Source organism: Nonomuraea sp. NPDC048892 (assembly GCF_040649735.1).
GTDB lineage: Bacteria > Actinomycetota > Actinomycetes > Streptosporangiales > Streptosporangiaceae > Nonomuraea > Nonomuraea maheshkhaliensis.
Window position 1 is genome coordinate 223,693 of the sequence record NZ_JBEZFZ010000009.1, and the last position, 19,268, is coordinate 242,960.

Genomic DNA, 19,268 nt, shown 5'->3' on the forward strand with positions numbered 1-19,268 from the left:
CTCTCCGAAGGGGAGGTAAGCACTCACCCCGCCCCCGACGAGCCGCCCCCGCCCCAACCCCTCCCCACGGCTATAACGGAGCCGCATCGATCGGCACCACGAGGGCCCGGGGGACCAGGATGATCAGAGTGGGACGGATGGCCACGGGAGCGGGCCTGCTCGCCGCCCTGTTCGTGCCCGGCCAGGCGACCGCCGAGCCCGACCGGCCCGCGATCCCGCCGGCTCCCGTGCTGGGCCTGGCGCTGGACGGCAAGTCGTTCTCGCTGCGCGACGCGTTCGCGATCCTGGACGGCCGCCCGATCAACGCCCGCCTCGCCCCCGACGTGGCCGAGGCCATGGACAGGACCCGGGCGGGCGCGCTGGCCGCCCTGGACAGCCAGCGGGTGTACGGGTGGAACCAGGCGCTCGGCCCGCTGAAGGACCGCCCGCTCTCGCCCGAGCAGGCCGAGCAGTTCCAGCGCAACGTGCTGCGCTCCCACGCGGCGGGCGTCGGCGAGCCGCTGCCGGACGACGTGGTCAGGCTGGCCCTGGTCATCAAGGCGAACCAGATGGCCAGGGGCACGGTCGGCGTCCGCCCGGCGGTGCCTCAGCGGCTGCTTGCCATGATCAACGCCGGGGTCGTGCCCCGGATGCCGGGGATCGGCTCGCTCGGCACCGGTGACCTGCAGCCGCAGGCGGCGGCGGGGCTGGCGGCGCTCGGCGGGGAGGCGCCGGTGCGCTACCGGGGCATGGAGGGGCCGGCCTCCGCGATGTTGCCGAGGGCGGGGCTCCCGCGCGACTTCACGTTCCAGGCGGGTGAGGCGCTGCCGATCGTCAGCGGCAGCACCGTGGTGGCCGCCTTGCTGATGCAAGCCGTGCACCGGGCCACCGCGCTGGCCGACCAGGCGGAGGGGGCCTTCGCCCTGTTCATGGAGGCGACCAGGGCCGAGCGGGGGTCGCTGGACGCGCGTACGCACAGGGAGCGTCACATCCCCGAGGAGAACGCGGTCGCCGCGCGGCTGCGCGCGATGGTGGCGGGCTCGGGCTGGATGACGGAGGAGGGCCGCAGGCGGCTCGACCCGGCGAACTACGAGCCGCGCATCCAGGACGCCGTGTCGGTGCGGGCCGCGCCGCACATCCTGGCCGGGCTGCGCCAGGTGCTCGCCGAGGCCCGCCAGGCTCTGGTGCGGGAGGCCAACTCCTCGACCTCCAACCCGCTGATCTTCCGGCGCGAGAAGGGCCGCGGGTACGAGTTCGTGATGGGCGGCAACTGGGACGGCTCCGTCATGGGTCATCTCGCCGACAGCCTGAACGCCGAGCTCACCGACGTCGGCGTACTGTCGGAGGGGTTGTCGGGACGGCTGCTGTCGCCCAGGTGGAGCTACGGCCTGCCGGCCAACCTCGCGGGCGGGAGCGTCGGGCTGAACTCCGGGATGGTGCAGGTCCAGACGGTGGCCGCCGCCCTGGTCCCGGAGATGCAGGTCAGGGCGACCCCGGCGGGCACGCTGTCGCGGCCGGTCAAGGACGGCCAGGAGGACCACAACACGATGGCCATGGCCTCGGTACGGGACCTGCACGAGAACCTCGACCGGCTGGAGATCATCCTGGCGGTGCAGTACCTGATGGCGGCCCAGGGCATCGACCTCATCGCGGCGAAGATGGCGGGGCTGCCGCTCGGCCCGGTCACGCGTACGCTGCACGCGGAGCTCAGAAGGTACGTGCCGCCGCTGGCCGACGACCGCTACATGACTCCTGATCTGGAGCAGGTGATCGGGCTGGTGCGCGGGCGGCGGCTGGTCCCCGTCATCCCCCGCCCCGTCGTCCCGCGTCCCGCGCCCTCCGCCGCGACGCCCGGCCCGCGCGACCCCGGCGTCAGCGCTGCGGCGGCCCGGCGTCCAGCCGGAACAGCGCGCTGAACATCGGCCACACCAGCTTGGCCATCTCGGCCGGGGTGCGGGGGCAGCCGTGCTGGAGCCAGTCGGCGGCCACCCCGATGATCGCCCCGGCCGTGAACGCCGCCGGCACGTCGAGCGGCGTCTCCCCGGACGGCCCGGACGATTGCGGCAGCTCCCCGGACGGCCCGTCGAAGACCGTGCCGCTCGTGTGCACCTGCCCCAGCCGCTCGCGCACCCCCGCCGTGGCCCGCCGCCGGATGTGGTCGACGACGCGCGCGCTGCCCTGCGGACCCAGCAACGCCCGGTAGAGCCCCGCGTGCTCGGCCAGCGCGGCGAAGAACGCCTCAAGCGACCGGGTCGCCTCCGACTCGGGATCGGCCATGCCGGGCGCCGGGCTGGGCAGGGACTCGATCAGCCGGTCGATCATCGCCGTGCACGCGGCCTCGGCCAGCTCGTGCACGTCACGGAAGTGGTCGTAGAAGGTCGACCGGCTCACGCCGGCCCGCTCGGCGACGTCGGCGACGGTGATCCTGGACAGGTCCTGCTCCTCGACCAGCTTGATCAGCGCGCGCGCCAGCGCCGCGTGGGTGCGGCGTACGCGCCGATCGCCCGAAGGGGCGCGGTCGTCTTTCGTGGTGCCCACACCGTTCACCCTACCGCCTACCTACATGTGCAGGTTTTCCTACAGATGAAGGGTAAAGTGAGCCCGACACGACGCGAAAGGACCACATCCATGCCGACACGTGCCGGCCGGGCCGCCCCGCACCATCGGAGCGGGACGGCGTGACCCCGCCAGGGCCGGCCAAGGCCCAGCTCCGCTCGCCGGCGCAGCTTGAGGCGCTGGGTGCCCGGTTCGTCCGGGGCGAGCGCGCGGTCGCGCTGGACGCCGGGGCGCGCTCGGTCACCACGGCCTCGGGCCGCGTGCTCCGCGCCGACGCCGTGGTGATCGCCACCGGCCTGACCTCCCGCCACCTGCCCGGCCAGTACAGCCAGAACGGCCAACACGACCAGGACGGCCATGACGGGCAGAGCGGCCAGGACGGGCCGGCGGGCGTGCACACGCTGCGCGGCCTGGACGAGGCCCTCACCCTGCGTACCCACCTGACCGGCGCCACGCGGCTCGTGGTCGCAGGCGAGGGCGTGCTCGGCGCGGAGATCGCCGCCACCGCGCGCGGCCTGGGCCTGGACGTCACGCTCGCCGGCCTGGGCCACACCCTGCTCGGCGACCAGCTCGGCGACGTGATCGGCGCCCTGCTCGGCCGCCTGCACGCCGATCGCGGGGTCCGGCTCCGGCTCGGCGCCGCCGTCGAGTCGCTGACCGGCGCGAACGGCCGGGTCACCGGGGTACGGCTGGCCACCGGCGAGCTGCTGCCCGCCGACGCGGTGGTGGTGGCCATCGGCTCCCGCCCGGCGACCGGCTGGCTGGAGGGAAGCGGGCTGAGCCTGGGCGACGGGGTGGAGTGCGACACGCGCTGCCGCGCCGCCGAAGGCGTCTACGCCGTGGGCGACGTGGCCGCGTTCGAGCACGAGGGGCTGGGCCGGCGGCTGCGGCTGGAGAACCGCACCAACGCCACCGAGCAGGCCCAGGTGGTGGCGGCCAACGTGCTCGGCGCCGACCGCCCGTACACGCCGGTCCCCTACTTCTGGACCGACCAGTACGACGTCAAGCTGCAGGCGCACGGCCTGCCCTCCCCGGACGCCGAGGTGAGCGTGACCGAGGGCGACCCCGAGCAGGGGCGTTTCGCCGCCGTCTACCGCGAGCGCGGCGAGATCACCGGCGTGCTCGGCTGGAACATGCCCAAGCAGGCCCGCGTCCTGCGGCAGCGCTCGCTCGGCGCCTGGCAGCGCCCCCAGCCCCTCTCATCCGCATGACCGCCGTCCCGCGGACGGCCGATCATCTGTCGCACACGAGGAGATGCCGAATGACTATCGACGAGCAGGTCCTGAACTACCCGATCCCGGCCGCCGCGCCGCTCGACCCACCCGCGGAGTGGGCGGAGCTGCGCGGCACCTGCCCGGTGGCGCACGTCCGGCTGCCCAGCGGCGACCAGGCCACGCTGCTGACCCGGTACGACGACGTCAAGCAGGTGCTGGCCGACCCGCGGCTGACCCGCCAGCTGAGCGCCTCCGACGCGGCCCGGCTGACGGCCGAAGGCGGCGGGGTGTTCGACAGCGAGGTGTCGCAGATCATCCCCGACTCCGGCGAGGAGCATCTGCGCTGGCGGCGCCTGGTCGGCAAGTGGTTCACCGCCAAGCGCATGGCGGCGCTGCGCCCTCGGATGGCGCGGATCGCCGAGGACCTCATCGACGAGATGGTCGAGCGCGGCGCTCCCGGCGACCTCAGGGCCGGGCTCGGGTTCCCGCTGCCGGTGTACGTCATCTGCGACATGCTCGGCGTGCCGGCCGAGGACAGGGAGCGCTTCTCGTACTGGTCCGACACCCTGCTCAACCTCACCCGCTACCGCCGCGAGGAGATCGAGGCCGCGCAGACGGAGTTCTTCGCCTACATGTCCGGCCATGTCTCGGCCAAGCGGGAGAACCCGGGCGAGGACCTGCTCAGCGAGCTGATCGCGGCCGGCGGCCCCGACGACGGCGGCCTGTCCGACCTGCAGATCCTGGTCACCGGCATGGCGCTGCTCGTCGCCGGGCACGAGACCACCGCCAACATGATCGGCAAGATGGTCTCCATGCTGCTGGCCGACCGTACCCGCTGGGAGGCGCTGCTGGCCGATCCGGCGCTGATCCGCACCGCGGTGGAGGAGACGCTGCGCCTGGACGCCAACTCCGGCTTCGGCCTGCCGCGCTACCTGCCCGTCGAGACCGAGGTCGGCGGCACGGTCCTGCCCAAGGGCACGACCGTCATCTGCAGCATGGCCGCCGCCAACCGCGACGAGAGCGCCTTCGAGGCCGCCGCCGAGATGGACCTGACCCGCAGCCCCAACGCGCACCTGTCCTTCGGCTCGGGGGCGCACTCCTGCCTGGGGCAGTCGCTGGCGCGTACCGAGCTGCAGGTCGTGCTGGAGGTGCTGCTGCGCCGGCTGCCCGACCTGGAGCTGGCCGTGCCGGTGGCGGAGCTGGAGCGCGTGGAGGGGCTCGCCGTCGGCGGCCTGCGCACCGTGCCCGTCCGCTGGTGAATCCGATCGATCACAGGGGAGTTCCCGCATGAAAGTCACCGTCGACGAGGACAAGTGCTGCGGCGCCGGCCAGTGTGTGCTGCTCGCGCCCGAGGTGTTCGACCAGCGCGAGGAGGACGGCATCGTGCTCCTGCTCGACGCCGAACCGGGCCCGGACCGGCACGCCCTGGTCCGCGAGGCGGCCGCCGTCTGCCCCGCCGCCGCCATCGAGGTGACCGAGGACGCCTGAGCGCCGGGGACCGGCGCCCTGAGGGCGCCGGAACCGTCCCGACCTGAAAGTTTCACTCGCGGAAATGCCGGGTGTCATGTCCTGACCGGGCATGACACCCGTTCCTCCGGTGCGGCCGCGCGGCGCTTCGTTGACGCCTGGAAAGCGCTTTCCTACTCTCACAGGAGTTCTCCACCGGCCCGCCCCTCGCGCACCCGCGTGCACGAGGGGCCGTACACAAGGAGTCGAATGTGAGCAGGACGATCCTGACCCGGATGGCGGCGGCGATCGTCGCCGCCCTGGCCGTCGCGGGCGGCGTCGGCAGCGGCCCCGCCGCCACCGCCGCCGTCTCGGACACGAACGCGACCGCCGCCGCCTGGCCGACGCCGAGCGGCCAGCGGGCGGTCGGCGCCACCATCAACGTGTCGGGCACGCTCGACGGCGGGATGGTCCGTTATTACGGCACCGGCGACCTGGGCAGCGGCGGCCAGGACGAGGGCCAGGACCCGATCTTCAAGCTGGCGAACGGGGCCGTGCTGAGGAACGTCATCCTCGGCTCCCCCGCCGCCGACGGCATCCACTGCTCCGGCACCTGCACGCTGCAGAACGTCTGGTGGGAGGACGTCGGCGAGGACGCGGCCACGTTCAAGGGCACCTCGTCGTCGCAGACGATGACCATCGACGGCGGCGGCGCCCGCTCGGCAAGCGACAAGGTCTTCCAGCACAACGGCCCGGGCACGATGTACATCAGGAACTTCGAGGTGAGCAACTTCGGCAAGCTCTACCGCTCGTGCGGCAACTGCTCCACCCAGCACAAGCGCAACGTCGTCATCTCCAACGTGACGATCACCGCCCCTGGCAAGTCGCTCGCCGGGATCAACACCAACTACGGCGACACCGCCCGCTTCTCGGGCGTCACGATCGTCGGCGACTCCAGCAGGAAGATCGTGGTCTGCGAGAAGTACCGGGGCGTGACCAGCGGCGAACCCACCAAGATCGGCTCAGGCGCCGACGGCGTCAACTGCCTCTACTCCAGCTCGGACATCACCTACCGCTGACCCCGCCGGGAACGGCGGCGCCTCCCCCAGGGCCGTGAGCGCGACCACGCTCACGGCCCTTCTCTGTCGAAGGGAGGCGGAGACTTGGCGCAACTTTGAGTCACTTGACTTAAGGTAAGCGACGTGACTTAGATACCATCGAGCCGGCGTCCATCAGGCGTCGGGCCACCACTCGACAGGGGGAACGACCGTGACCGGAGCACCCGAATACCCCTTCCGCAATCCCACCGCGCTGGAGCCGCCGCCCGAGTGGGCCGAGCTGCGCCAAGGCTGCCCGGTGGCGCCGATCCGGCTGGCCAGCGGTGACGAGGCGCTGCTGCTCACCCGGTACGACGACGTCAAACAGGTCCTGTCCGACCCGCGCTTCACCCGGCGACTCGACGCCGAGGACGCGGCGCGGGTCACCGCGAACGAGTCGGGCGGCGTGTTCGGCGGCACCCTCACCGGCGCGAGCACCATGACCGGCGAGCACCACCGGGCCTGGCGGCAACTGGTGGGCAAGGCGTTCACCGCCAAGCGGGTGACCGCGATGCAGCCCAGGATCCAGGCCATGACCGAGCAGCTCGTGGCGCGGATGGTCGAGGCGGGGCAGCCGGCCGACCTGGTCTCCTTCGTCGGGTTCCCGCTGCCGGTGTGGGCGATCTGCGACCTGCTGGGGGTGCCCGACTCCGACCGGGACCGGTTCGCGTACTGGTCGGACACCATGCTGAGCATGACCAGGTTCACCCAGGAGGAGATCGACGCCGCGCAGGCCGAGTTCGACGCGTACCTGGTCGCGCTGGTCGAGGCGAAGCGGGCGGAGCCGGGCGACGACCTGATCAGCGAGCTGCACTCGATGGTCGAGGGACTGGACGGGCGGCTGACCGAGCGGCTGCTGAGGGGCACGGCCAAGGGGCTGCTGGTGGCCGGGCACGAGACCACCGCCAACATGATCGGCAAGATGATGTCGATGCTGCTGGCCGATCCGGCCCGCTGGCAGGCGCTGCTGGCCGACCGCGCGCTGATCCGGCCGGCGGTGGAGGAGTCGCTGCGCTTCGACGCCAACCCCGGCTTCGGCATGCCGCGCTACCTCAGCGAGGAGGTGGAGGTGGCCGGCGAACGGCTGCCGGGCGGCACCACCGTGATCTGCAGCATGGCCGCGGCCAACCGGGACGAGCGGCAGTTCGAGCAGGCCGCCGAGATGCGACTGGACCGCTCGCCCAACCCGCACCTGGCCTTCGGCGTCGGCCCGCACTCCTGCCTCGGCCAGGCGCTGGCCCGCACCGAGCTGCAGACCGTGCTGAAGGTCCTGCTCGATCGGCTGCCCACGCTGGCGCTGGCCGTCCCCGCCACCGGGTTGCGGCGCCGCGAGGGCCTGATCGTGGGAGGGTTGGAACAGGTCCAGATCCGATGGTGAGATCTTGGCGTCGGTCGGCTGCTCGGACGGGCCCGGCGTTGGGACAGGTCCGGGTCCGATGGTGAGGCGTCGTGGCAGATGAGCAGGGCAGGGGGCGGAGGCCGGTGGTGAGCGGGGCCGGGAGGGGCGAGCGGGCGCAGGAGACGCGGGAGGCCATCCTCGACTCCGCCGAACGGCTGTTCGCCGAGCACGGGGTCGGCGACGTCTCCAACCGCCAGATCGCCCAGGCGGCCGGGCAGGCGAACAACTTCGCCGTCGGCTACCACTTCGGCGCCAAGCCCGATCTCGTACGCGCGATCGTGCGCCGCTACACCACGGAGACCGAGGGACGGCGCCTGCGCATGCTGGCGACGCTCGACGACTCGGGTGACTCCGGCGACCTGCGCGCGTGGATCTCGTGCCTGGTGCGCCCGGCCACCGACCACCTCGACGCGCTGGGCGTGCCGTGCTGGCGGGCCCGGTGCCTGGCGCAGTTCGACACCGTTCCCGGCCTGCGCCGGATCGTCGTCGACGAGTCCGTGGCCACGCCCTCGATGCGGCGGACGCTTGAGGGCATGTTCCGCCTGCTGCCCGAGCTGCCGGAGGAGGTGCACCGGGAGCGCAGTGACATGAGCCGCCTGCTCGTCGTGCACACGCTGGCCGAGCGCGAACGGGCGCTGCACGAGGGCGACGGCACGGCGCGGAGGAGCTGGGAGGCCACCGCCACCGGGCTCGTGGACGCGCTGGCCGGTCTGTGGCCGGCCCCGGTGACGACGGAAACGGGCTGACGGGCAGCGTCGTTTCGTCGTGATGTGCGGTGCCGGGCGGGAGTCAGTGTGCGGTGGACTCCTGGTCATTTCCTGTGTGAATTCTGACAGCTCTGACGTGGGACAATACTTGCGCACCGCCTTACAAGTCGGCCTTTTTCCCAGTTATGTGCTTTAAAGTAAGGCGCCGTCCGTCCGGGCCGATCAGTAAGGAGCATTAGCGCGCATGTCCGTCACTCCTCTCGACCCGGCCGGCGGGGGCGACGTCCGGCGGGTGCGGGGCAACGACTACCGGGTGCTCCAGCCGCCCGAGCTCTTCACCCCCGAACTCCGGGTGAGCGTGATCATCCCCGCCTATGGCGCCCAGGAGAAGCTGGACCTGGTGCTGCAGGGCTTGGCGCGGCAGACGTACCCGGCGGAGCTGACCGAGATCATCGTCGTGGACAACGGCAGCTCGCCCCCGCTGCGGCTGCCGGAGGGCACGGCGGCCCGGCTGATCGTCTGCGACCGGCCCGGCCGGGCCAACGCGCGCAACGCCGGGCTGGCCGAGGCCACCGGCGACGTCATCCACTGGCTCGACTCCGACGTGGTGCTCACGCCCGGCGCCGTCGAGGCGCACATGCGCTGGCACCACGCCGCCCCCTACCTCTCCGTGACCGGCTACATCCGTTTCACCTCCGCGCCGCTGCCCGCCGAGCTGCCCGAGGACCTGGAGGCGGCGTTCGAGCCGGCGGAGCCGCACACCTGGCTGGTCGGGCTGGTCGAGCGGACCAACGGTCTCATCGGCCACACGGCCCGGCCGTTCAGCCTGCACGTGGGCGGGGCCACCTCGGTCGGCCGCCGCCTCGTCGAGGCCGCCGGGCCCATGGACGACGAGCTGATCCTCGGCCAGGACACCGAGATGGGCTACCGCCTCGCGCAGGCGGGCGCGGTGTTCATCCCGGAGCCGCGGGCACGCGCGTACCACCTCGGCCCGACCATGCGCATGCGCGAGCAGCAGCGCATCGACCGGGTCAGCCACGCCTTCGTCGCCGACCGCATCCCCGCCTACCAGTGGCTGCGCACGCATCCGGCGCGGCAGTGGAAGGTGCCGTACATGACCGCGGTCGTGGACGGCACGGCCGGCTACGAGGCCGTGCGCGCCAGCGTGGACGCCCTGCTCGCCGCCACGGTCGCGGACCTGTCGGTGGTCGTCGTCGGCCCTTGGGACACGCTCGACCGCGACCGGCGCGCCCCGCTCAAGGACCCGAACCTGGACCTGGTCCTGGTGCACGGCCACTACGAGCACGAGGCCCGGGTACGCCTGGCGACCACCGAGGAGCTGGACCCGTCCACGCCCTTCGTGCTGCGCCTGCCCGCGGGATGGGCGCCCGGCGAGGACAGCCTGGCCCGGCTGCTGGCGCTGGCCCGCAACGAGGCGCTCGGCCTGGTCGAGGTGCTGCTGCGGGAGTCGCCCGAAGGGGTCGTCTCGGCCCGGCTCGAACGGGTGTCCGCCTTCGCCCGCGCCCGGCTGGTCGCCCGGCCCGAAGAGTCCCTCGACGACGTCGTGGACGAGGTCTCCGGCGCGCGGTGGGTGGACGCCGAGACGTACGACTTCAGCGACGAACCGGGCGAGCTGGTGGGGCGGCGCTCGGCGTACAAGGCCAGGGTGCGGGCCGAGACCGAGGCGGCCCGGCTGGCCAAGGAGGCCGAGCGGCTGCGTGAGCAGGTGGCCAAGTGGCGGGACGAGGCCGCGCGCTGGCGCAAGAGCACGGTGGAGCTGCGCAGGGAAGTCGGCACGCTGCGCCGCGAACTCCACGCCGCCCAGCGCGACCAGCGGGCACGGCGCGGCATGCGCGCGATCCTGGCCGGCCGGATGAAACGCGCCCTCGGCCGCAGAACCCGCAACTGACCGGCCCCGTCCCGGTTGATCCCGGGGCAGGTCAGCGCGCCTGCGGGAGGTGGCGGGGCGGGCGGCGGAGCATGGGAGGATGCTGCACGGCAACCGGGTGCCCGTCCTGAGCCTGGCGCTGGCCTCGGGGGCGGTCGACGCCTTCACCTTCCTCGCCCTCGGCCAGGTCTTCACCTCGAACATGACCGGCAACCTGGTCCTGCTCGGCGTCTCGGCGGGCCACGGCCGGCTGGCCGACGCGGTCGGCTCGGTGGTGGCGCTGATCGCCTTCACCTGCGGCCTGGGCGCCGCCTTCCGCTTCCTCGGCCGGCTCACCGGCTGGTCGGCCCGCATCAGGGTGGCCGTCGGCGTCGAGCTGGTGCTGCTGACCGGCCTGGCCGTCGCCTGGGCACTGACCCAGGTCTCGGGTTCGGAGGTCGCCGATGAGGTGCGGCTGGTGATGATCGCCGCCGCCGCGGTCGCCATGGGCGTGCAGAGTGCGGTGACGCATCGGCTGCACACGTTCGTGGGCTCGACGACGTTCATCACGGGGGCGCTGACCAGCTCGCTCTTCCGCCACCTCACGCCCGGCACCGGGGAGCCGCACCTGGCCGGGCTGCTCGCCGTGCTGCTCGCCGTGGTCTGCGGGGCCGCCGCCGCGACGATCTGCGTGTGGACGCTGCCCGCCGCCGCGCCCGTGATCGCGCTCGCGGGCGTGACCACGACCCTGGTCGCCAGCGCCTTCGTCCGGCCGCCGCGGGCGACTCCGCCATGAGCCGGCGGGCGGGCACACCGGGACCTCACCGTCCGGGGATGAGGCAGGGATTCGTACGAGGAGGATGCTGCGTAGGTGACTCCTCCGCTCCCTGAAGGGAGCGGCTTCTCGCTAGGCCGCTTCCGCAGCGTCGCGAAGGGCAAGCCCTGCCCTCAGGATGTTCTTGGCCGCGTTGACGTCGGCGTGCGCGGTGTGGCCGCATGCCGTGCATCGGAAGACGGCTTGGGTGAGGCGGTTCTCCTTCGCGCAGTGCCCGCAGCGCGAGCAGGTGCGGGAGGTGTTGGCAGGGTTCACCGCGATCAGCTCTCGACCGGCGCCTTCAGCCTTGTGCGACAGGATCGTCAGGAACACCCCCCAACCCGCGTCGTGGATGCTTCGGTTGAGTCCGGATTTCGCGGACCCGCCGTTGGGCAGGTAGCCGCCGTCGTCCTCCGGCTTGGGCGTGGCACGCCTGGTCATGCCCGCGACGTTCAGCGCCTCGTGCACGATCACGTCATACTCGCGAACCAGGCGCAGGGCGGCCTTGTGCGCGCCGTCCAGGCGCTGCCGTCGCACCGTGGAGTGCAGCGCGGCCACGCGTGCGGCGGCCTTGCGGCGACGCTTGCTGCCCCGCTTCTTGCGGGCCAGGTCCTGCTGCGCCGCGGCGAGACGGTAAGCGGACATGGCCAGGTGACGCGGGTTGGCCACGTGTTCGCCGTCGCTCGTGGTGACCAGCGAGGCGACGCCCATGTCGATCCCGTTGACCGCGCCGGTCGCGGGCAGCGGCTCGGCGGGTACGTCCTCGCACGACAACACCACGTACCAGCGGGAGCCCTCCCGCTTGACGCTGATCGTCTTCACCCGGCCCTTCACGGTCCGGTGCTGGTGGACGCGGATGTTGCCGATGCCCTGCAGCCGGACGTAGGTGGCGGTGGGGTGCTCGGGCTGGGAGCCCCAGCGGCAGCCGTCGCCGTCCTTGGGCCACTCGACCGTGTCGAACCAGCCGCGCCCCTTAAAACGGGGGAAGCCCGGCGTGCGGCCTTCGCGGACGCGCTTGAAGAACGCCGCGAACGCCTTGTCCAGGCGGCGGAGCGTGGCCTGCTGGGAGGAGAACGACCAGCGACCCTGACCGCCGGGGTCGTCGGCGCGGATGTGCTTCAACTCGCCCGACTGGTCGCCGTAGCGGACCGCGACACCGGCCTTGGCGTAGGCGGTGCGCCGGTGCTCCAGCGCGGCGTTGTACAGCTGCCGGTGATCCTCCAGACACTGCGTGAGCGCGGCGGCCTGCTTGCTGGTGGGGCGCAGCAGGAACTTGAACGACCTGCGCACTCCCACCTCCAACGTTCGGTAACGAGACGACCACGGTATCGGCCGATACCGACAAAACCCGGAAGGACTGCTGTGAAGCGCGGACCTGACTGGTCAGGGGTTCGCTGCCTGGGACCTGGACTTCATCGAGCGGGTGTTCCAGAAGCTGCTGGTCAACTTCACCTGGTGGGTCAACCGCAAGGACCCGGACGGCCGCAACGTGTTCCAGGGCGGCTTCCTCGGCCTGGACAACATCGGCGTGTTCGACCGCAGCGCGGCGCTGCCGACCGGCGGGACGCTCGACCAGGCCGACGGCACGGCGTGGATGGCGTTCTACACGCAGACGATGTTGCAGCTGGCCGCCGAGCTGTCGGACCGCTCGCCCGCGTACGAGGATCTGGCCGTGCGCTTCGCCACGCACTTCCTGCGCATCTCCGCCGCGACCGACCGGATCGGCGAGGTGAAGGAGGAGATGTGGGACGAGGCGGACGGGTTCTTCTACGACGTGCTGCGCCTGCCCGGCGGTGACGCCGTCAGGCTCAAGGTGCGTTCGCTGGTGGGGCTGCTGCCGCTCTGCGCGACGACGGTGTTCACGCCGCGCCCGGACGAGAGCGACGCCCGCCTGTACAACCGGGTCAGGGAGTTCGCGCGCCGCCATCCCGACCTGGCCGCGGGCATGTCGGCGGCCGACCGGCCCGGCGTCGGCGGCCGGCGCATGCTGTCGCTGCTGGACGAGCGGAAGCTGCGGCGGGTGCTGGCGCGCATGCTCGACGAGGAGGAGTTCCTGAGCCCGTACGGGATCCGCTCGTTGTCGCGGCACCACGCCGCGCACCCGTACACGTTCCACGTGGGCGAGCAGGAGTACCGGGTGGCGTACCTGCCGGCCGAGTCGGACAGCGGGCTGTTCGGCGGCAACTCCAACTGGCGCGGCCCGGTGTGGTTCCCGGTCAACGCCCTCATCGTCCGGGCGCTGCAGCACCTGCACGCCTTCTACGGCGACGACTTCACGGTGGAGTGCCCGACGGGCTCGGGCAACCGGATGACCCTCTACCAGGTGAGCGAGGAGATCTCCGCCCGCCTGGTCCGCCTCTTCCTGCGGGACGCGGGCGGGCGGCGGCCGGTGTACGGAGGGCAGCGGACCTTCCAGGAGGATCCGCACTGGCGGGATCTGATCCAGTTCCACGAGTACTTCCACGGCGACGACGGCGCCGGCCTGGGTGCGGCGCACCAGACGGGGTGGACCGCGCTCGTGGCCGTCCTGCTGATCATGAAGGACCGGCTCTCCGCCGCCGACGTTTACTGACGGATTTACAACAACCGGGAAAATCCCCATAAATCCGGATAAGTCAGGTGACTGGGTCGAACCTGGATACCCGCTCACCACTCCATCCCCCGCACCGCCTTGCCTCCCTTTAAGATCCTGTTGAACCTTGCATGGAGGTTGACTTTCGGACATCCTTAAACGAATGGAAAACACGCCCAAAACCCCGGCAGAAACTTCTCGGCGCCGCTCTCCGTTCAGCGGATAAGAAAACGGAACCTGTGAGGAAATGTGCGCGTCACTCCATCCCTCAGATCCCTCTTCACGCTGACCGCGTCCCTGACCGTCGCCGTCGTCACCGCCGCCGCGGCGCCGGTCCCTGCGGCGCAGGCCGCGCCGCCGGCCGACGACGTCAAGCCCGTCCGCGTCGTGATCCTGGTCGACGAGTCGGGCAGCCTGTCGGGCGCCGACGTCGCGCGTGAGCGCGCCGCCGCCCAGCTCATCGCGCTCAGCGAGCTGTCGCCGCGCTCGCAGGTGTCCGTGGTGGGCTTCGGCAGCTCCAACGGCCCAGGGCAGTCCGCCGTCGACATCGTGTGCCCGCTGACCGGGGTGCAGACGGCCCAGGACCGCGAGTCGCTGAGCCGGTGCGTGGAGCGGTTACGCCGCAGGGAGGGCTCAGACGGCAACGACACCGACCACGCCGCCGCCCTCGACCAGGCGCTGAGCATCATGAACGAGCCCGACGACCAGCAGCGCTCGAAGATCGTGTTCCTGCTGACCGACGGCGTGCTCGACGTCGCCCGCAGCCCTCAATACGGCGCCGACGCCGAATCCCGCAACCGCAACGCCCAGAAGCAGATCGGCAGCGGCCTCAAGGACGCCGAGCGGGCGAAGGTGCAGATCTGGCCGCTCGGCTTCGGCTCGGCCGACAAGTCCAGCCTCGACGCCTTCGCCGCGGGCGGCTGGCGGGAGCCGTGCGGCGGCCAGGAGTCGGCCACGCCGCGCGCCCGGGTGGTCGCCGACTCGAAGGACGTCGAGCGTTCGCTGCTGGAGGCGTTCGCCTACGCCAGGTGCGCGGGCATCGGCGACTCGGTGACCGACTCGCTCGACTCGGGCGCCACCGTCGACCTCCACGTCACCATCCCGATCATCGCGACCGACGGCTCGATCGTGGTGGTCAAGCGCGACCGGCGGGTGCAGGTCACCTACTTCGACCCCCAGGGCACCCAGGTGCCCAAGCAGGGCGAGCAGAACGAGTCGACGTTCCAGGCCGCGGGCGAGGCCGGCCCGGTGGAGTCGCTGCGCATCCGCAACCCGGTGCCGGGCCAGTGGCGCATCCAGCTCAAGTCGCCGCCGGGCGTCGACCGCCAGGACGTCAGCGCGACCGTCGTGTGGCAGGGCGCGCTGCGGGCCTCGATCTCCCTGAGCAACCCGCGGCCCCGTCCAGGCGAGCAGGTGACGGTGCGGCTGCGCCTGCAGACCAGGACGGGCACGATCTCCGACCCGGCGGCGCTTGAGGGCCTGCGCTTCTCCGCCAGGCTCACCGGCGAGGGCTTCCAGGAGACGCCGATCGAGCTCGGCGACACGGGCGGGGGCGCCGACCGGGCCAAGGACGACGGCGAGTTCTCCGGTCAGGTCGCCGTCCCCGGCACGGCCACCGGCACGCTGTCCTTCCTGGGCAAGGTGACCGGGCCGGGCGTGGCGGGCGACGAGCGTCCGTACGAGACCAGGATCGCCGGTCCGGCCGACCGGCTGCGCGGCCAGGTGCGGCTCGAAGCGGCCACCGTCGAGCCGGGCGGGGAGGTCTCCGGCACGGTCGGCGTCACCAACGACGGCGAGCCCGCCCGGCTCGGCCTGCGGCTGCTCGACGCTCCCGGCACCGTGACCCTGTCGGCCCAGGAACTCCAGGCGCCCGCGGGCACGTCCGAGCACGCGTTCACCCTCCGGGTCGGCTCCGGCGCGGCCGAGGGGCAGGTCGGCGGCCAGGTGCAGGTGGTGGACGCGGCCGGGCAGGTGGTCGCCGAGGACTTCGTGCAGGTCGAGGTCCAGCGGCCCACACCGATGTGGCTGCGGGCGCTCCAGGCGCTGCTCATCCTCCTCGTCGTGGTGGCCGCCGGACTGGCGTTCCTGATGGTCAGGCGGCGCAGGCGGCAGCGCGCGGCCGACCCGAGCGAGCTGACGCTGCACCTGTTCGAGCGGCCGGGCGAGCCGTACATCAGCCGGCTGCAGGCGCCGCTCGGCGAGGGCCCCGAGTTCGGCTTCGACGTCACCGGCGGGCGGCTCGTGCGCACGTACGGCACCGGCTACACCGTGCGGCGGGGCGAGGGCAGGTCGGTGCTGGTGACCGACCCGTCGGGGCGGCGGCTCGACCCGCTCTTCCCCAGCCGGCCGATCGCCCTGCCCGGCGAAAAGGTCTTCTACCTGGGCGTTGACGACCGCCGGGCCCAGGGCGCCGAGCAGCCCGCGTATGGCCCGGCCGAGCAGCAGCAGAAGCAGACCAGTACCCGCAGACCGATGCCAGGCGACGACCTGTTGTGAGGGGCGCATGAGGATCTTCGATCCGATGATGTTCGTTGGACTCGGCGGCACCGGCTGCCGGGTCGGGGTGGAGTTGGAACGCTGGCTGCGCGACGAGCTGTGCGGCCCTGACGGCATGGACCTGATCAGGAACTTCAGCTGGCAGAACTACCAGCCGTACGAGCTGCCCTCCTGCCTGCAGTTCGTCTACGTCGACCTCAACGAGGACGAGCTGAACCGCACCCGGCGGCGGGTGGTGCCGACCGAGAAGGAGTTCCCCGCGGCGGCCCGCACCGCCCATCTGATCCACGACGTGGTGCCGAAGTTCGACTCCTACCCGGAGGTGGCCCGCAGCCTGCGGGCCACGCTGGGCGACCACGTGAAGGACTGGCTGCCGCCGCGCGAGCAGGAGCCGCTGGTGGCGCCGCTGATGCGGGGCGCGGGCCAGCTGCCCACGGTGGCCAGGGCGGCCCTGTTCGAGCGGATGCGGCACGGCGTCGGGCCGGTCATCCAGGGCGTCGAGGACGCCATCGGCGCGATCAGCAACTCCGGCGGCGAGCTGGCCGCGCTCGGCGGCCGGCTGCGGCGGCGCTGCGACGTGTTCGTGGCCTACTCGGTCGCGGGCGGCACCGGCAGCGGCATCTTCTACGACTACCTGCACCTCATCGGCGACGCCTTCGCCCGCAGCGGCATCAGGGCGCGCATCCACCCGCTGGTCGTCATGCCGTCGGCGTTCACCGAGGGCAAGGGCGGCGGGCGCCGGGCCAGGCTCAACGCCGGTTCGAGCCTGCTGGACCTGTTCCGGCTGGTGGACGACCAGAACGCGCCGCACGCGGGCACACAGGTGGACGAGCAGGGCATCGTCGGCGAGCTGGGCGTGCGCTACCCCACCAGGGGTGACGTGCGGCTGGCGACCGGCACGGTGCAGACCGCGTTCCTGTTCACAATGCCACCCGGCGTCCAGCGCGACGACCTGCACCGCTCGATCGCCTCGCTGGTCGTCTCGCTGGCCGGCACCCGGCCGAGCACCGCGGCCGATGCCGCCGGCGGCATGGAGGACCGGGGAGAGTCGTCCTTCGCCGACGACTTCATCAACCGAGCCGTCGAGCGCGATGTGCCCGCGGCCTCCGGCATCGGCAACCGGGGCGTCTCGACGGCCTTCGTCTCCTCCATGACCGTGCCCGTGGAGGAACTGGCCGACCTGGTCAGCTCCCGGCTGCTGGCCCGCGCGGTGACACAGCTCGACGCCGTGCCGCCGGGCGCGGCCGAGACCAACGTGGACGAGATCCGCCGCATGTTCACCACCACCAACCTGGAGCCGCTGCACACCCGCGCGCCGCTGCCGCCGCCCGAGGCCCGCCCGGCCACGGGCGCGGCCGACATCCAGAAGTCGCTGGCCAACCGGATGCGGGAGATGCAGGACAACCTCGTCTCCCTCGAACGGGCGCTCAGCCGCAGCGTGCCGCTCATGGCCCAGGAGATGGACGTGCGCAGGGGCGCGATGGAGGGGCTCGGCCACGTCGACCCGTTCCGGCTGCGGCGTGTGGTGGTCGGCCTGCCCGGCGACGTGCACGAGGCCGACCGGCTGGGCTTCGCCGGGCTGCTCGACCACCGCAGGGCGCAGCCGCGCAAGCCGTTCGAGGGCATGAGCGAGGCTCCCCCGCAGCCCGGGCCGATGCGCGACCGGCTGCTGCGCAAGGTGCAGTGGTCCGACCCCGTGGTGCAGGCCTGGCTCGCCGCTCAGGACGCCTGGTACCTGTGGAGCAGCCAAGCGCTCTGGCACCGGGCCTGGGCCGACCAGATGCCCCGCTGGGAGCCGCGGCGCAAGCAGCTCCTGCGCGAGGTGCGCGAGTTCACCCAGGTGTTCGTGGAGCACGCCGAGAACGACCCCGAGCGGTTCGCCCGCCGGGCGGGCGAGCTGTACGAGACGCGCGTGGGCGTCTACCACCTGCTGCCGCCCGCCGGGGCGGAGGCGTTCTACGACGCGGTCGTACGCCGCTTCGTGGACGTCTTCGTCGCCCGGCAGATGCTGCGCCCGACCGACACGGAGGCCGGCGTGGTCAACGCGCTGATCGGCCCCGAGGGCTGGCGGCACGCCTACGACCTGGCCTGGCGTACGGGCACGCCGGCCGACGCGCTCAACTGGGTGCGCGAGCGGCTCAAGCTGGAGGTCAAGAAGCTGTTCAAGGACCGCGACGAGGCGTCCGCGCTGGGCGAGCAGCCGCTGCTGCCCTCGCTGGCCGACATCCTGGCCCAGGCCGCCACGGGCGGCGGCGACGACCCGCAGGTGCGGCAGTTCCAGCTCAAGCTGGCCGACCTGGTGCCGGGCGGCTTCACCCCCGACGGCACGGGCGAGCTGAAGGTGCTGGTCTCCTACCCGGCGCCGGCCAAGGACCTCAACCTGGAGCGGTTCCTGCGCGACCGGATCGACCTGCCGGGCACGCCCGACTACCGCAACATCGACGCCGACTCGGTCACCGTCGTGCAGCTGCGCACCTCGATGAGCGTCACCCAGGTGCGCGAGCTGCGCGAGGTGCTGCACAGCTGGGCCGAGGCGCTGCACGACGAGCGCCCGCAGGACTACCTGAAGTGGCGCCAGCGGCTCGGCTACGACTTCGGCTACCTGGCCACCACCGAGGAGCACCGCGTGCGCATCCTGCACCGGCTGCTCTGCCTGCTGTGGAACGGGCAGGTCAGCGTGGTCGAGGGCGAGACGAGCTCGCCGGCGCGGATCAGGATCGACATCGAGGGCGGCTCGATGACGCTGCCGCTCACCGGGTACGGCAAGGCGTCGTCGTGGCCGAGCATGTTGCGCGCCTACGAGCAGTGGGTGCTCAGCGGCGACGAGGAGTTCCGCAGCCTGATCAGCGCGCAGCTCATGGACGCCACGCCGAACGGCCTGGCCGGCACGCTCAGCCTGCCCCATCCGCTCTACCACGAGGTCACCCGCATGGCCGCGGACCAGCTCGGCCTGCTGGAGATCATGGCGCCCAAGCTGCCCTCGGGCGCCCGCAACCGGGCCGACCAGCTCATCGCCTTCTGGGCGCACACCCTGCCGTCCGCGCTGGACCTGCCGTTCGAACGGGTCGCCGAGGCCGTCGCCTACAACCTGCGCGACCTGGACGCGCTCGTCGAGGAGTGA

General features: G+C 72.3%; 14 protein-coding genes. 12 read left to right on the top strand and 2 right to left on the bottom strand.

Annotated elements, in window-relative coordinates; translation table 11 throughout:
* Window positions 1-137 precede the first annotated feature (137 nt).
* Window positions 138-1,895, top strand: coding sequence for an aromatic amino acid ammonia-lyase (locus AB0C28_RS29260; protein ID WP_357835797.1), 1,758 nt, complete (start codon window positions 138-140; stop codon window positions 1,893-1,895).
* On the opposite strand, the gene AB0C28_RS29265 is transcribed toward AB0C28_RS29260, so the two are convergent.
* On the bottom strand, window positions 1,852-2,517 hold the full coding sequence (locus tag AB0C28_RS29265) for a TetR/AcrR family transcriptional regulator (protein WP_357835800.1): 666 nt from the start codon (window positions 2,515-2,517) through the stop codon (window positions 1,852-1,854). The genes AB0C28_RS29260 and AB0C28_RS29265 overlap by 44 nt on opposite strands.
* 140 nt (window positions 2,518-2,657) lie before the next feature.
* On the opposite strand from AB0C28_RS29265, the gene AB0C28_RS29270 reads away from it, so the two are divergent.
* The 8 genes from AB0C28_RS29270 to AB0C28_RS29305 all read left to right on the top strand — a co-directional run bounded on the left by AB0C28_RS29270 (window position 2,658) and on the right by AB0C28_RS29305 (window position 11,061).
* Window positions 2,658-3,746, top strand: coding sequence for an FAD-dependent oxidoreductase (locus AB0C28_RS29270; protein ID WP_358078924.1), 1,089 nt, complete (start codon window positions 2,658-2,660; stop codon window positions 3,744-3,746).
* 50 nt (window positions 3,747-3,796) lie between these two features.
* A complete protein-coding gene (locus AB0C28_RS29275; RefSeq protein WP_358078927.1) occupies window positions 3,797-5,008 on the top strand; it encodes a cytochrome P450 in 1,212 nt (403 codons plus the stop codon).
* 28 nt (window positions 5,009-5,036) lie between these two features.
* On the top strand, window positions 5,037-5,237 hold the full coding sequence (locus AB0C28_RS29280; RefSeq protein WP_358078929.1) for a ferredoxin: 201 nt from the start codon (window positions 5,037-5,039) through the stop codon (window positions 5,235-5,237).
* 230 nt (window positions 5,238-5,467) lie between these two features.
* Window positions 5,468-6,274, top strand: a complete 807-nt coding sequence (locus AB0C28_RS29285; RefSeq protein ID WP_358078932.1) for a pectate lyase — start codon at window positions 5,468-5,470, stop codon at window positions 6,272-6,274.
* Between the two features lie 190 nt (window positions 6,275-6,464).
* Window positions 6,465-7,670 carry a cytochrome P450 gene (locus AB0C28_RS29290; protein ID WP_358078935.1) on the top strand — a complete coding sequence of 402 codons (1,206 nt, stop codon included), beginning with the start codon at window positions 6,465-6,467 and terminating at the stop codon, window positions 7,668-7,670.
* A gap of 71 nt (window positions 7,671-7,741) precedes the next feature.
* On the top strand, window positions 7,742-8,437 hold the full coding sequence (locus tag AB0C28_RS29295) for a TetR family transcriptional regulator (protein ID WP_357835818.1): 696 nt from the start codon (window positions 7,742-7,744) through the stop codon (window positions 8,435-8,437).
* A gap of 205 nt (window positions 8,438-8,642) precedes the next feature.
* Window positions 8,643-10,307, top strand: a complete 1,665-nt coding sequence (locus tag AB0C28_RS29300; RefSeq protein WP_358078938.1) for a glycosyltransferase — start codon at window positions 8,643-8,645, stop codon at window positions 10,305-10,307.
* A 79-nt stretch (window positions 10,308-10,386) separates the two neighbouring features.
* Window positions 10,387-11,061, top strand: coding sequence for a YoaK family protein (locus AB0C28_RS29305; RefSeq protein WP_358078941.1), 675 nt, complete (start codon window positions 10,387-10,389; stop codon window positions 11,059-11,061).
* A gap of 111 nt (window positions 11,062-11,172) precedes the next feature.
* Here AB0C28_RS29305 and AB0C28_RS29310 read toward each other — a convergent pair whose 3' ends face one another.
* Window positions 11,173-12,369 (bottom strand): transposase, encoded by a 1,197-nt coding sequence (locus AB0C28_RS29310; protein ID WP_358078944.1) that lies wholly within the window; start codon window positions 12,367-12,369, stop codon window positions 11,173-11,175.
* A 133-nt stretch (window positions 12,370-12,502) separates the two neighbouring features.
* Between AB0C28_RS29310 and AB0C28_RS29315 the strand changes: the two genes are divergently transcribed.
* The 3 genes from AB0C28_RS29315 to AB0C28_RS29325 all read left to right on the top strand — a co-directional run bounded on the left by AB0C28_RS29315 (window position 12,503) and on the right by AB0C28_RS29325 (window position 19,268).
* Entirely contained in the window at window positions 12,503-13,651 is a 1,149-nt protein-coding gene (locus AB0C28_RS29315) for a hypothetical protein (RefSeq protein WP_358078947.1), read from the top strand.
* A gap of 249 nt (window positions 13,652-13,900) precedes the next feature.
* The gene (locus AB0C28_RS29320) at window positions 13,901-16,147 is read left to right on the top strand and encodes a vWA domain-containing protein (protein WP_358078950.1); all 2,247 of its coding nucleotides are present in this window, start codon (window positions 13,901-13,903) and stop codon (window positions 16,145-16,147) included.
* 25 nt (window positions 16,148-16,172) lie between these two features.
* Window positions 16,173-19,268, top strand: coding sequence for a tubulin-like doman-containing protein (locus AB0C28_RS29325; RefSeq protein ID WP_357835836.1), 3,096 nt, complete (start codon window positions 16,173-16,175; stop codon window positions 19,266-19,268).

Coding starts and splice junctions, on each gene's coding strand:
- AB0C28_RS29305 (WP_358078941.1), top strand. CDS start 10,387: ATGCTGCACGGCAACCGGGTGCCCGTCCTGAGCCTGGCGCTGGCCTCG.
- AB0C28_RS29280 (WP_358078929.1), top strand. CDS start 5,037: ATGAAAGTCACCGTCGACGAGGACAAGTGCTGCGGCGCCGGCCAGTGT.
- AB0C28_RS29325 (WP_357835836.1), top strand. CDS start 16,173: ATGATGTTCGTTGGACTCGGCGGCACCGGCTGCCGGGTCGGGGTGGAG.
- AB0C28_RS29260 (WP_357835797.1), top strand. CDS start 138: ATGGCCACGGGAGCGGGCCTGCTCGCCGCCCTGTTCGTGCCCGGCCAG.
- AB0C28_RS29275 (WP_358078927.1), top strand. CDS start 3,797: ATGACTATCGACGAGCAGGTCCTGAACTACCCGATCCCGGCCGCCGCG.
- AB0C28_RS29300 (WP_358078938.1), top strand. CDS start 8,643: ATGTCCGTCACTCCTCTCGACCCGGCCGGCGGGGGCGACGTCCGGCGG.